Origin of the sequence: Actinocorallia aurantiaca (assembly GCF_039533685.1) — a bacterium.
GTDB lineage: Bacteria > Actinomycetota > Actinomycetes > Streptosporangiales > Streptosporangiaceae > Actinocorallia > Actinocorallia aurantiaca.
Genome location: NZ_BAAATZ010000033.1, coordinates 101,200 through 114,824 on the forward strand (window position 1 = coordinate 101,200; position 13,625 = coordinate 114,824).

A 13,625-nucleotide genomic window follows, 5' to 3' on the forward strand; every position below is an offset into this window, starting at 1 on the left:
GTCGAAGACGCCGGAGCCTGGCTGGCCGCCCTTCCCGCGGCCGAGCGGGACCGGCTGCCCGCCACCCGGGTCCTGGCCGCCGACCTGGACTGGTGCCCCGAGCACGGCGACCGCGTCCAGCACCTGGTCTTCACCGGCCCCGATCTGGACCGCGACCGCGTCCACGCACTGCTGGACGCCTGCCTGCTCGTCCCCGGCGAGCCCCTGGACCCCGCCGACGACCCCTTCGCCCCCTTCCTCGACCTCAAGGAGCCCGCGTGACCCGCCCCGCCGTCCTCAGCCGCTGACGGACAACGATGTGGAGGCCTCGCGGTGTCCTGTGGTCCCATTTTTGGGGGTGCCCGCAGATAGCTTGCGCGCATGACTTTGGTGAGGTTCGTCCAGGATGATGAGTATTGGCGGGAGAACGTCGGCCTGACGGTGCAGGACGTCCTTGACGACGCGTTCTGGCTGGGCCTGGGTGCCCGGCTGAGCGGCGACGACTTTCCGATGCGGCGTTGGATACTCCCGGAAGGTGTCGAGGAACCGGAGTCTCCTCCGTCGCCCCCCTGGTCCGAGCGGGGAACGTTCGCCTGCGGCGGACGCGGCCGGCTGTCCGGCGTGCCCTACAAGGGCAAAGTCGGCGTCCGCATCGAATTCCACGAGGCGCCGGCCGCAGCGGAGGACTTCCGCAAGTGGGATGCCGTCTCGGAGACGCTCTATTTCAGCCGGAGTGGACGGATCACGGCAGGCAGCAGTCGGTCTACTGGCGAACTCGAGCTGGGCGGCCAGAGCCTTTACCGGGTTCGAGTGCTGGCCGAGCGGAGAGCGGACGGCACGCGGTGGTGCCTGAGATTCTGGAAGGTGGACGGCGACGCCGAGTTGCCGCGGTGGTTCAAGCGTTCTGGACCGCCCGTCGGGCCCGAGTGTTCGGGTTGGGAGGACCTGCTGGCCGAGCCCCTGTGGCTTCTCTATCAGGCGGCGGTCGCGGCCTCCGAGGACCAACCCGCGGCGTGGGGGACCGGAGCCGTCTCGCCCGGGGAGATCCTGCGATTCCTCAGGCCGTACGGGGACTGCGAGGACGACGAGGTGTTCTGTGACGGCGGCGCCCTGGTGGAGGCGCTGGAGATCCTCGTCCATGAGGGCCTGCTCATCCGCGAGGCATACGGATACCGCGCGGTGCCGGATCCCGGTGTCCCGAGCGAGCGCGCCGCCCGATGTGTCCATGACGGTCTGCGCTTCCACGAACTCGCCGTAGACCTCTGCTCGATCATGCGGTGGACCACCAGGGAGCAGACTTTGCGGGTCGAAGAGCTGGCCGAACGGCTACTCGTCTCCGCAGACGAGGTCCGGTCGGCGCTCGCGTCCTGTCCTCTACTGCGGCTGTCGCCGGATGACCGGGTGTCCGCCCTGCACACCTGGGGCCAGGACGCCCGGGAATGGTCGTTCCAGCCGATGTTCCGGGATTCGTATGTGTTCATGGAGGACGACGAGCGTCCGTGGCGGCCGTCTGGGCCTTCAACGGTGCCCTTCGGCGCCCCGCCTGCCGCCGGAGTGATCGCTGCCGACGGCAGGCTGACGATCTGGAGGGACGGCGAGTCGGTGGTGCTCATCGACTGGGACGAAGACCCCGACTTCATGATGTGCTGCTACGGCCCTGAAGGGGCCTGGGAGACGCCGCACGGAATCGTCCTGGTTCAGCGCGGGCTCGAGTTGGTGGCGTGGAACGGCGAACGGCTGCCAATCGGCGAAGGCTCTTATGAAACCCCACAGGCGTTCTCGGCGGATGGCCGCCACCTCGCCGCCGTCCGCAAAGCCCGTCGAGGGCGGGGACAAGCCGAGGAACTCCACCTCATCGACCTGGTGGACGGGAGCCACGAGGTCATCCAGACTATAGAGGGCCTGGTGCCGCCCAGACCCGACCTGTCTCCTGCGGGGACCCGGACCTTCACCGTCGAAGAGAACGGCTCCTCGGCCCTGATCCGGGATCAGCTGAGCGGATCGTCCCGGCTCCTCCGGCTGCCGGAACCCGTGTCCGGGGAATCGGCGGTCTGGGAGGACGACGAGCACCTCCTCCTCGACGGGAGAGAGCACCTGAGGGTAGGACAGGCGGCCCGCGTCTACCGGCTGAACGTCGTGTCAGGCGCGGTCGAGCGCGCGTCCTTCTGCGGGCCGGGCCACAACATGAGGAAACTCGTGCGCCCCTGGCACGGCCGCTGAGCGGACCAGTGAAACAGGCGATCGAAGCGTCCTGCGGTGTGCCGTATTCGAGGGTTACTTCAGGCGGCGGCACCGCTGTCGCCCAGGTAGGTCTTCGGTGCCGACCCCGTGCGGAATCAGCGGTAGCTGGCGGAGCATGCTCACGGGAGGTCTTCCGTTAGGGGATCCCTCTAACGGACATCTCGCATCGCAGCTCGGGGAAGCCTCGACCACCCCGGTCCCGCCCTCGTCGGCGCCGACGACGGATGCATTTCCCACCTTCACCTCCCGGAGATCGACCGCTCCCCCGAAGAACGTCGCGGCAGCGAAGTCGAACATGCCGGTGAAGGCAGCGCGGGTGAACGGGCCGGTGGAGAGACGTCCCTGTTCCCACAGAGGCGGGTGGACCTTGCCGGACGGTCCACCCGAACGCTCGCATCCTTTTCTCCCCCGCACAGGTTGGCCGCGTCGCTCAGGGATCGTCCCCTTCCGCCCGAGTCATCACGTGGGTGAAGTCCGCGCCCGGTGTCGGCTCGGGCGTCGGGTGCGGTCGGTTCACGGGGCGTTGGTGAGCCAGTCGTGGAATCCGGAGGGTCGGTGGACGCCGATGACGCCGTGTTCGTACAGGCCCCATCCTTCGAGTGGCGGCTTGTCTTTTTCGTGCCAGACCGCTCGGCCGACGCTGTCGGTCAGGCCGAAGGGGACGCGTCCGATGACCTGCGGGTCGGTCATGTCGTAGGTGACGCGTTCGCTCCATCCTTCGCCTCGCCACTGGCCGTGCGCCCAGTCGGAGTCGCCGCCGTATCCGCCGCCGACGTGGATGGCGAGGGGCAGGAGCGATTCGAGTTCGACGAGGACGTCGGTTCCGTCGGGGGTGCGGAAGCTCATGGTGCCCGTCAGGGGTGTGCGGGTGCCGGGCCGGTAGTCCGTGGTGACGAGCGGCCAGCCGAGCTGCTCGGTTCGTCCGTCCGGCCAGACGCGGTGGCAGTCGTTGAGGATGCGGTGTCCGTCGGGCTCTTCCTGGATGATGACGATCATCGCGAAGTCGTCGAAGGCGATGGGGACGTAGAGCCACCACATCCCGTCGAACGGCGGTTGCCCGGGGGCGCCCGCGGGCTCGCTCTCGCCGACCGGCCGGATGCCCCAGGAGCGGTCGCGGGTGCCGCGCCAGGTGTCCGGGGTGATGTCGTACTCCTGACCGTCGATGGTCAGGTCGCCCTCCCAGGATCCGACCTGGGCGAAGCGCTGGGCGTCGAGCGTCGCGCGGTGACCGCCGGTGCGCATGATGTGGCGCTGCTCGGGGATCGCGGGGAAGAGGCCGCGCCAGGTGATGTCGAGCGAGATGCCTTCGGTCTCCTCGACGATCAGCCGTGACGTTCTGAGCGGCTCGATGACCTCGATCCGGTAGTTGCCGCAGTGCTGGTTGAGCCGGTCGCCGTCGAGCCTGTCGCCGAAGTGCAGTGCCGTCTGCTCGTCGCCGCGTCGGACGAGAAGGAACGCGTCCTTGGTGCCGAGGTTCGGGTAGTAGCCGATCCCGGTGATCATCATGATGTCGCCGGTGCGGTCGTGGGCGTTCCAGTAGGACCGGTCGTAGAAGTTCCGGTCGCTGCTGCCGACCCATTCGATGGGGGCGGGAATCTGGTGGATCGGGAACTCGTCGAGCGGGAAGACGCCAGGTACCTCGGGCACGGTGAGACCTCCGGGTCGCTTTACGCGGTGGTGGGAGAGGGCGCGGCAGAAGAGTGGTCCAGCAGTGTCACGGTGCCGCGGTCGCCGTCGACCCGGACCCGGTCGCCGGTGTGGAGCACGCGGGTGGCGCCTTGGGTGTTGACCACGCAGGGCAGGCCGTACTCGCGGGCGACGACGGCGCCATGGGAGACCGAGCTGCCGATGTCGGTGACGAGCGCGGCGATCAGGGTGAAGTACGGCGTCCAGCCGACGTCCGTCACGGGCGCGACCAGGACCTCTCCGGGTCGCAGTTCCCGGGCCTGCGCGATCGTGGTCGCGACGCGGACGGTTCCCTCGACGACGCCGCCGCACGCGGGACGCCCGATGATCACGCCGTCCTCGATCTCCTGCGAAGGCTGTGGCCGGGTCGGGACGGGCTTGCCGACGGAGACGTCCGGGAACTCGAGCCGGGCCTGGAACGCGAGCGCCGCTCGGCGCGCCCGGACGCGGTCGACCAGGTCCCCGACGTCGTCGGCGCCCACGAGTTCCGGCAGCTCCGACCGGTCGAAGAAGAACACCAGGTCGGCGTCGGGCAGCCGTCCCGTCGAGGCCAACCGCTCCCCCAGCAGGCGGTAGCCGTGGCTGAGCCGGTGGGCGACCAGGACCATCCGGGACTTCGTCGCCTCACGTCCGCGTGCCCCGGCCCGCGCCAGGCGGGCCATCACCCGCACCACCGGGGAAACGTTCTCCTGTGGCGCCGCGTGGGCCGGTCGGGTGGTGTCTCCGGCGAGAAGGCGAGCACGGAGCATGGCCTGCATGATCGTGCCGAGTCCTTCGGGATCGTCCGCCCAGGATGGATCGCGCACGCACAGCTCCCGGTAGCCCCGGTGGCCGTGGCGCCGCAGGAACTCGTCGAACGTACGGCTGATCGGACCGTCGCCTGCGATCAGCCGGGTCACGGCCTCGGCGGGGTCCCGGTCGAGGAACGCCTCGGCTTCCGCCTTGTCCGCGGCCAGACGGCCTATGACGTCGTCCAGGTGCTCCAGCATGACGGCGCTCTCGACGTTGGTGGCACCGGCCATCAGCGCGGCGGCCCGGGAACGGCCTTCGTCTTCGCTGCGGCCCGCGCGGACCGCTTCGCGCGTGACCGTCTGTTCGAGCATGTTCGCGGCGACGGCGGAGCGTGCAGAGGACCGGACGTGGGTGAGCGTGGCCTCGTTGTAGAGCGCGATCACCGCGTCGAGCTCGGCGAGCAGGGCCGCTGGCTCCGCCGCGGACGGCGCGTCGAAGCGGGCCAGATCGCGGTCCAGGCGCCGGATCGCCCGTCCCGCCGAGAGCGCGAACGTGGTCAGCCGGACGGTGTTGACCAGGCGGCGGACGAACGGCTTCGGCGGCTTGGGCACCAGCTCGGGGACGACTCGGCCCGCGATCGACAGCGAGTACTGCTCGAGCGAGTTGCCCAGGATCCCCGCGCTCAGGGCCGTGCCTTCGGTCATGTTGAGGAACAGGTGGCCGGAGAAGTAGCCGAGCTGCAGCCAGCGGTCCTCGTGGTAGGAGTCCTGGAACCCGCCGGCGACCTGGACCATCTGCATCGCGTACTCGATCGCCCGGCCGCTGACGGACGCCGTGAGCGGGCAGAAGGCGCCGGGCATCATCTCGCCGATGTTGCACCGGGTGTAGACGTGGTCCTCGCCGGCCACCGTGCTGTCCATCTCGTTCAGGTCCCCGGGCAGGGTGGTGATCGGCCGTGCCTGAAGCCAGCGGATCCCGCCGGTCCGGTCGATCGCCCATTCGAGGTCCAGGGGCTCTCCCCACAGCGTCTGCGCGGTCCGGGCTCCGGCCGCGACGGCCATGACCTCGTCGTCGGTGAGCGCCGGACTCGCCGTGATCTGGCGGTTCGTGATCTGTCCGGTGTGGTCGACCTCGTAGTGGTCCGAGCTCGCGGAGCCGTCGACCAGCGATTCTCCGAGGCCGGGAACCGCGTCGACCACGCAGAGGTCGCGTCGGCCGCTCGCCGGATCCGCGGTGAACACGACGCCGGCGGCGCGCGCGTCCACCATCTCCTGAACCACGAGATGCATCGCGCCGGAGATCCCGGCGTCCGACCGGTAGGCGGTCGCACGGTCCGAGGACACGGAGGCCGCACAATGCCGGATCGCGGCGAGGAGGTCGTCGTATCCGGCCACCCCCAGGACCGACTCGTACTGACCGGCGAAGGAACTCACGGCGCCGTCCTCGCCCGCAGCCGAGGAACGCACCGCGACCGCCCCTCCCGAGACGGACATCCGGGCGTAGCGGGCTTCGAGACCGGCGGGAAGGTCGACGGCGTCGGCGTTCGCGATGACGAACGCGGCCGGCACCGGGAAACCGGCGGCGGCGAGCTTCGCGAGACCGAGAGCCTTGCCGCCGTACCTCGCATCGATGACGTCCGACAACTCGACGAGCTCGCTCTGGGGCTGCTTCACGGCAGTTACGTTACACTTTGCTCGAAAATGAACAAGCCCCTTGGAAGACCGCGTAACGCCCGCATCGACGACGCCGTCCTGACCGCCGCCGCCGAGCTGCTGAAAGAGGTCGGCTACGCCGAGGTGACCGTGGCCGCCATCGCCGACCGCGCCGGCACGTCCCGGCCCGCGGTCTACCGGCGCTGGCCCAGCAAGGCCCACCTCGTCCACGAGGCGACCTTCCGCGACAGCGTCACCGCCGGCGCACCCCAGACGGGCTCCTTCGCCGAAGACCTGCGCGAACTGGTGCGGCGAATCGCGGAACTCCTGACCACGCCCCTGGCCCGCATCGCCGTACCCGGCCTGATAGCCGAAGCCGCGACCGATCCGGTCATCCACCGGCGCCTCCTCGAACGGTTCTCCGACCAGGGGTGGCGCGGGCTCGACGACAACCTCGCCGCAGCCGTCGAAAGCGGAGAACTCGACGCCGAGGTCGACACACTCGTGATGCTGGAGATGGTCATCGGCTCCGCCCTGGCCGCCACCCTGACCAGAGGACCCGACGGCCTCACCCCGGACTGGGTCGACAAGACGGCCCGCATCCTCCTCAAAGGCGTGAGGCCCGCGAACCACGAGGCGACATCCTGACGATTTCGGACCCGCCCCTCACGACCGGGGAGAGGAACCAGATCCCGTCGTCGTCCTGAGTTCGGTCGCGAGAGCGGCCATCGTCTCCGGCGGGTGGGTCGATCCGGGGAAATAAGCGCAGACCCGCTCGGCGACGTCACCGAACCGGCTCTTGATCTCGGCCGCGCACTCGGCCGGTGTTCCGACGACCGCCAGAGTCCGCATCACCTGGTCGTCGATCAGCCCGATCATCGTCATGATGTCGCCGGTCTTCGACAGCGCGTTCAACTCCGGTTGCAGATCCCCCCATCCCTCGACGTCCAAGACCGGCCTGTACGCCGGAGTCGAACCGTAGAACGCCAGCAGGGCCTTCACCCCGAAGGTCGCGGCCTCGATCTCCTCAGGGGTGTCGCCCATGGCGACGATCGCCTGCGGGTACAGGTCGATCCGCTCGCGACCCGCCAGCTTCAGACCCTCGGCCACGGCCGGAAGAGTGCGCTCACGGAAATGCCGATGGCTGTGGAACGGCATCACCAGCAGCCCGTCGGCGACCTCGGCCGCGGTCCGGGTCATCACCGGGCCCAGCGCGCCGAGCAGGACCGGCGGCACACCGTGGGGATTCGGTCCGGGGACGAACGTCGCGGGCATCAGGGTGTGCTTGGTGAACTCGCCGCGGAAGTCGAGCCGGGTGCCATCCTGCCAGGAGTTCAGGATCGCCTTCACCGCGAGCACCGTCTCGCGCATCCGGGCGGCCGGCCTGCTCCAGGTCGAGCCGTACCGGTTCTCGATGTGCGGCCTGATCTGCGAGCCCAGCCCGAGCCGGAACCGGCCCCTGCTCAGCAGTTGAAGGTCGTAGGCCATGTTGGCCAGGTGCATCGGGCTGCGCGGGATCGCGATCGCGACGTTGGTCATCAGGTCGGTCGGCGGGACGTCCGACGAGCCGGCCGCGACGATCAGCGGCAGGAACACGTCATGCGGTCCTTCAAAGGTGAACAGGCCGTCCACCCCTGCTGCGATCAGCGCGCGCGCACGCTGCGCCGCCTCGTCCGGCCGGCCGTCCAGTTGCACGTCGAGCTTCATCGACCGCCCTCCGTGCCGTGCGTCTTCTCGATCCAGACCGTGGAGACCGGCTCAGAGGGCAGACCGAGCCCCGTGGCATGGGGACGGCCGGCGGAGGCGTCGCGGACCGCGACGGGCATGGTGATGCTCTGGTCGAGGACACGATGGGTGGTCATGCTGCCTCCGGATCGGGGTGGTGAAGTCGTCAACGGGGGGACGTCGATGAACTCCATCCAGAACAGGAGGTGAATGATCCACCACCAGTGTCATACAACATACAGAATCTGGATGATGGATAACAGGAGTGGAGGCCCGCCTGCCGGAATGGGCCCGCATCATCGACACGGCCGAACCGCACGCCCTGGTCGAGCCGGGCCCCGGGAGAGGGACTCGAAACGAAACCTTGGTGTTGGCCTCCCGGTTCGCCGGGGATCCTGATTGATATGCGCAGATATCGCTTTAATTCAGGAGGTAAGCCCGACTTGGCGGCGACCGCGTGCCCCGGTTGATCCTGCTGGGCACCGGCGGCACCATCGCCACCACCGACGGACCGGACGGACGCCGGGTCGGCGTGGCCACCAGCGATCTGCTCGCGGCGTCCCAGGACGTCTGGGCCGATTCCGGCGTCGACGTCGAGGTCCGCGAAGTGCGCCGGACGGTCAGCTTCGCGGCCACGGTCGCCGACGCGCTCGCCCTGTCGGCCGAGGTCGGTGCGGCCGCCGCGGACGCCGACGGCGTCGTCGTCACGCACGGCACCGACACGATGGAAGAAGTCGCGTTCCTGCTCGCCCTGGCACACGGCTCGGCCGTGCCGGTGGTCATGACCGGCGCCCAGCGGCCTTACGGCGCCCCCGGCGCGGACGGCCCGCGCAACCTGGCGGCCGCGCTGCGCTGGGCGGCCTGTGATGAGGCTCGCCACACGGGGGTGGCCGTGGCCTTCGGCGACCGGATATGGCCCGCGATCGGCCTGCGCAAGATCAACAGCCTCGCGCTCGACGCGTTCTCGGCACCCGGCCGCGGTCCGCTGGCGCATGTCGATGAGGAAGGGATCCGGCCTCAAGCGGTCCCCCGTCTGCCAAGGCCGCTGCTGACCGGAGCCCATGCCGATCTGCCGCGGGTCGACGTCGTGGCGCAGTACCTCGGAGCCGACGCGACCGCCCTGCATGCGGTGCGCCGTGCCGGTGCCCAAGGCATCGTGATGGCCGGCTTCGGAGTCGGGAACACCACGCCGCAGGTCACCGAGGCGTGTCTGGAGGTGCTGCGCGAGGGCGTTCCGGTCGCGGTCGCCAGCCGGACCTGTGCCGGCCCCGTAGTCGGCCTGTACGCCGAAGGAAGCAGCGACCTGAACACCGGCGGCGCCCTTTTCGCCGGAGACCTGTCCCCCTGGCAGGCACGGGTGCTGCTTGCGGCCGCTATCGCCGCCGTCCCGGCTGCGGCGCCCTCGGCGGTCGCCGACAGATGCCGGTCCTGGCTCGCCGAAGCCGGGGCGCGGGGCCGTTCTCCATCATCCGGGCGGCGATGAAGGCCGCACCGAGACAGGACAGGGGGCGTCATGGCGAAGGACATTCTGGTGGCGTACGGCGTGGACGTCGACGCCGTGGGCGGTTGGCTCGGCTCGTACGGCGGGGAGGACTCTCCCTGTGACATCTCCCGCGGCCTGTTCGCGGGCGAGGTCGGCGTCCCCCGCCTGCTCGAGCTGTTCCGCCGCCACCGGCTGCCCTCCACCTGGTTCTGGCCGGGGCACTCGATCGAAACGTTCCCCGAGCAGTTCGACGCCTGCGTGGCCGCCGGACACGAGATCGGAGCACATGGCTACAGCCACGAGAACCCGATCGCGATGAGCCGCGAACAGGAGGCGGCGGTCCTCGATCGCTCGATCGAGCTGATCGAGGGCCGCTCGGGCCGGCGGCCCACCGGCTACGTCGCTCCCTGGTGGGAGTTCTCACGCATCACCAACGAACTGCTCCTCGACCGCGGCTTCAAGTACGACCACTCGCTGATGCATCGCGACTTCGAGCCGTACTACATCCGGGTCGGCGACTCCTGGACCAAGATCGACTACGACCGGCCGGCCGAAGACTGGATGAAGCCGCTGGTCCGCGGCCGGGAGACCCCGCTGATCGAGATTCCCGCCTCCTGGTACCTCGACGACCTGCCTCCGATGATGTTCATCAAGGCCAGCCCGAACAGTCACGGGTTCGTCAGTCCCCGCGACCTCGAAACCCTCTGGACCGACCAGTTCGACTGGGTCTACCGCGAGTACGACCATGCGGTGTTCACCATGACGATTCACCCGGACGTCTCCGGCCGTCCGCAGTCCCTGCTCATGCACGAGCGCATCATCGAGCACATCAACCGCCACGACGGCGTCCGCTGGACCGGGTTCGACGAGATCGCCGACGACTACGCCCAACGCAACCATTCCTGAACACCGACCTGGAGTCCGGGCTGGGAGATGATGGCCTGGTGAGCGGTTCGAAGAAGCGGGACGGCACCCCTCCGTCCCGCTTCTTCCGGCTCAGAAGCCCTTTGTCAGAGCGTCAGAGGTTCTTCTTCGTGTAGGGGGTGATGCGGACGGGACCGGTCAGGCCGTAGGCCTGTCGGGGGTTGGTGCCGTAGACGCCCGGGTCGGACAGGCGGAGGCGGTTGTTCAGGGTCGTGGTGACCTCGACGACCAGGGTGTTGACGCCCTTCTTGAGGTAGCCGTCCAGGTCCAGGACCGGGTTGATGAGGTCGGCCGGGGGCAGTGCCTTGCCGTTGAGGGTGACCCGGACGGTGTCGAAGACCTCGCCGAGCTCAAGGTAGGCGCCGTTGTCGTCGGTCCAGGAGGCGTCGAGGGCGAAGGTGGTCGTGTAGCGGCCGACGCCCGAGACGTCCTGGAGGGCCGGGATGGTCGACCAGGGGGCCAGGGTGGTCAGCTCCGCGGTCACCTTCTCCTTCACCGTCTCCACCGGGGTCGCGCCGGGCAGCCAGGAATCGGCCGCCACGGTCCAGGCCGCGGGGGTGATGGCCGCGGGCACCGCCTCGACCTCCGTGGTCACGGTCCGCCCGTCCGAGAGGGCCGTGGTGTAGGTGCCGGGTGCCTTGGCGCGGATCTGCAGGCGGCGGCTCCCCCGGTAGTGGACGGAGTCGGCCGTGGTGGACACCGCGTGCAGGCCGGTGCTCGCCTCCCGCAGCCAGGCCTTGCGCGCCAGGATGACCGCGCAGGTCTGGTTGACCTGCAACGCCACCCGGACGGTCACCTCGTCGCCGTTCTCGGTGTAGCGGGCGATGCGCTCGATCTCGCCGCTCCACAGGTTCAGGAGGTACGGGACGCGGTCGCGGCCGCTGCGGGTGAAGGTCACCTCGTGGTCGATGGCGACGACGCCCTTGCTGCTCTCGGCATGCTTGCCGTTGGACAGGTAGTACAGGTCCATGCCCTTGTCGACGCGGTGGGCGTTGAGCAGCGTCGAGGTCGCGGCGTACCGGGCGTCGGGGGTGACGCCGAGGTCGGACAGCGCGGCGGGCAGCTCCGCCTCGGCCGCGACGACGCGTGCCTTCGGGTGCGCGAACAGCTCGGTGAGAACCGCCTTGAGCCGCTCGTTCTCGTTCCCGACGGCCTTGCCGGGGATGGTCGCGGCGGACCACTCGCCGACGAAGATGATCGGCAGGCCCGCCTTGGCGTAGGAGAGGAACTTCCGCGCCACGTCCAGCGGAATGGTGGCGGCACGTCCGTAGAACCGGTCGCCTTCGATGACGATCGCCTTGTAGGCCGGGCCGTCGGGGGCCAGTCGTCCCCCGCGGACCCGCGCGGACGGCAGGTCGAGCAGGGGCGCGCTGATGAGCTGGTGGGTCCAGCCGAGCGGGACGCCGCTCGAGGTCAGCCAGCCGACGCCGATGCCGGTCTTGGAGTAGCCGGTCTGCCGGAAGACGGCGATGTCGGCGCGCATGGAGCCGGCCTGGGTGACGGCGTGGATCCGCGCGAAGTAGTCGGAGATGTCGTTGATGTGGATCCAGCTGGGCTGGCGCGGACCCCACGACTCGGAGAAGCCGACCTTGCCGTCGTAGGGCGTGAACGCCGCGAAGCCGGGCCATTGCACGCCGGGCGCGGTGGCGTAGGAGAAGCCGTGGAACACCGTCTGGTTCAGGCCCGCCGCGTACGCGCCGGACATCGTCCGGATGATCTTCTTCCAGGTGGTGGCATAGGCGCCGCCCTGGTAGGCGCCGGTCTCGGACGACATGACGAGGTGGCCGCCCATGTCGCGCCCGCCGGCCAGGGCCCGGTAGTCGTCGAGGTTCTTGAAGCCCAGCGATTCGCCCTCGGTGACGTCCAGGATCGCGGATGAGGCGATGGCGTCGGTGTTCAGCCCGTAAGGCTGGGCGCGCAGCTTCATGCCGAGCCGGTGCGCCCAGTCGCGCAGCGGCCGGAAGTGCCGCTCGTCGAACAGGTTCGCCACGGTCTCCCAGTAGTCGTGCCGGACCTCGCGGCTGAGCACGGCGTCGAAGGCGAAGACGGTGTTCTCGTTGTTCAGGAGGATCGCCGGCAGGACGGGCCACAGCGCGTAGCCGCGCCGCTTCTCGAACTCCTCGTCGATCTTCGGCGTCCACTGCAGGGCGTCGGTCTCCAGCTCGAAGGAGTCCTCGAACAGCGCGCCGCCGTTGCGCTTGAGCAGCCTGCGCAGCTCCCTGGTCAGGACCGACTCCTCCCAGAAGTCGATGACGGCCCGGGTGCCCTCGGCGCTGAAGTGGTCGACGACGTAGGACTCGGGAGTGGTGTGCGGGCCGGACTCCGGCTTCTGGCCCGAACCGCGCTCCCAGTAGGCGAACAGGTACCAGTCGCCGTCGGCGGGCGCGGTCCAGGTGATCTGCCCGTCGGCGACGGCGTCATTCAGGTCGATGTGGGAGGTCGGCTCGAGCCCGACCTCCTTGCGGGTGTCGTTCGCGGCGTTGACGCGCATAGCGTGCACGTACCGGAGCTTCTCCTCGACGTCGCCGTGGGCGGCGACGAGGGGCGGCGGCACGGGGCCGGTGTACTCGGTTCCGGCGGCGACCTTGACCGCGCCGTACGCCAGCTCCTTGCAGGCCGCCGTGCTGTCGGGCGTGATCGTCGGGGTGGCCGAGGGCCAGGCCGGGCCGAGCGTCAGGTCGATGCCGATGCCGCGCCTGTTGGCACGCTCCAACGCGGCTTCCACACCGGCGATCCAGGGAGCGCTCCCCCAGCCGTGCCCGGCCGGGTCGAGCACCGACTTGTCCTTGATGCTGTGGTGGACCGCGGCGATCTCCGCGCCGCCGAACCCGGCGTCGGCGATCTGGTCGATCTCGCGGGCGATCTCGGCCGGGTCGACCAGACCGTCCGGCCACCACCAGCGGAACCAGGGCCGTACCGAGGCGGGGAGTTCGGGGAAACCGGTGGAACCGGCGTCGGCCAGCGCGGCGGGCGTACTGCCGGGACCGCCCGCGACGGCGACGGCGGTGCCGGCCACGGCGGCGGTCTGGAGGAAACGACGTCGGGAGAAGACGGGGCTGTTTTCGGGCATGCCGAACCTCGGTTTCACGAAGGCAGGGTGAGGAGGGAGCGGCGGCGGCGTCCCCCGAGAACGCCGCCGCCCGGGACCGCCCGGACCTGGAACGGCCGGGGCGGGCCGGCCGGGGATGCGGAGATCCGCCCGG

10 protein-coding genes are annotated in these 13,625 nt (G+C 69.7%); 5 read left to right on the forward strand and 5 right to left on the reverse strand.

Going from position 1 to position 13,625, the window contains the following annotated elements; genetic code table 11:
• A partial coding sequence (locus ABD327_RS32445) for a GTP-binding protein (protein ID WP_344456425.1) occupies nt 1-261 on the forward strand: 261 nt, incomplete at its 5' end.
• Nucleotides 262-360: 99 nt separating this feature from the next.
• Nucleotides 361-2,199, forward strand: coding sequence for a hypothetical protein (locus ABD327_RS32450; protein WP_344456427.1), 1,839 nt, complete (start codon nt 361-363; stop codon nt 2,197-2,199).
• Between the two features lie 534 nt (nt 2,200-2,733).
• On the opposite strand, the gene ABD327_RS32455 is transcribed toward ABD327_RS32450, so the two are convergent.
• Together ABD327_RS32455 and ABD327_RS32460 are read right to left on the reverse strand one after the other, a co-directional pair.
• Nucleotides 2,734-3,867, reverse strand: coding sequence for an Rv3169 family protein (locus ABD327_RS32455; protein ID WP_344456429.1), 1,134 nt, complete (start codon nt 3,865-3,867; stop codon nt 2,734-2,736).
• Between the two features lie 20 nt (nt 3,868-3,887).
• A complete protein-coding gene (locus ABD327_RS32460; protein ID WP_344456431.1) occupies nt 3,888-6,311 on the reverse strand; it encodes a PEP/pyruvate-binding domain-containing protein in 2,424 nt (807 codons plus the stop codon).
• Nucleotides 6,312-6,338: 27 nt separating this feature from the next.
• Between ABD327_RS32460 and ABD327_RS32465 the strand changes: the two genes are divergently transcribed.
• On the forward strand, nt 6,339-6,938 hold the full coding sequence (locus tag ABD327_RS32465; RefSeq protein WP_344456433.1) for a TetR/AcrR family transcriptional regulator: 600 nt from the start codon (nt 6,339-6,341) through the stop codon (nt 6,936-6,938).
• A gap of 18 nt (nt 6,939-6,956) precedes the next feature.
• Here the strand turns inward: ABD327_RS32465 and ABD327_RS32470 are convergent, their stop codons facing one another.
• Both ABD327_RS32470 and ABD327_RS32475 read right to left on the reverse strand, forming a co-directional pair.
• Nucleotides 6,957-7,997: a TIGR03617 family F420-dependent LLM class oxidoreductase gene (locus ABD327_RS32470; RefSeq protein WP_344456435.1), complete on the reverse strand. Its 1,041-nt coding sequence runs from the start codon at nt 7,995-7,997 to the stop codon at nt 6,957-6,959.
• On the reverse strand, nt 7,994-8,152 hold the full coding sequence (locus ABD327_RS32475) for a hypothetical protein (RefSeq protein ID WP_344456437.1): 159 nt from the start codon (nt 8,150-8,152) through the stop codon (nt 7,994-7,996). The genes ABD327_RS32470 and ABD327_RS32475 overlap by 4 nt, the downstream gene beginning before the upstream one ends.
• Nucleotides 8,153-8,472: 320 nt before the next feature.
• On the opposite strand from ABD327_RS32475, the gene ABD327_RS32480 reads away from it, so the two are divergent.
• Nucleotides 8,473-9,498: an asparaginase gene (locus tag ABD327_RS32480; protein ID WP_344456439.1), complete on the forward strand. Its 1,026-nt coding sequence runs from the start codon at nt 8,473-8,475 to the stop codon at nt 9,496-9,498.
• Nucleotides 9,499-9,528: 30 nt separating this feature from the next.
• Nucleotides 9,529-10,404, forward strand: coding sequence for a polysaccharide deacetylase family protein (locus ABD327_RS32485; protein ID WP_344456441.1), 876 nt, complete (start codon nt 9,529-9,531; stop codon nt 10,402-10,404).
• A gap of 112 nt (nt 10,405-10,516) precedes the next feature.
• On the opposite strand, the gene ABD327_RS32490 is transcribed toward ABD327_RS32485, so the two are convergent.
• A complete protein-coding gene (locus ABD327_RS32490; RefSeq protein ID WP_344456443.1) occupies nt 10,517-13,492 on the reverse strand; it encodes a glycosyl hydrolase in 2,976 nt (991 codons plus the stop codon).
• Between the last annotated feature and the right edge of the window lie 133 nt (nt 13,493-13,625).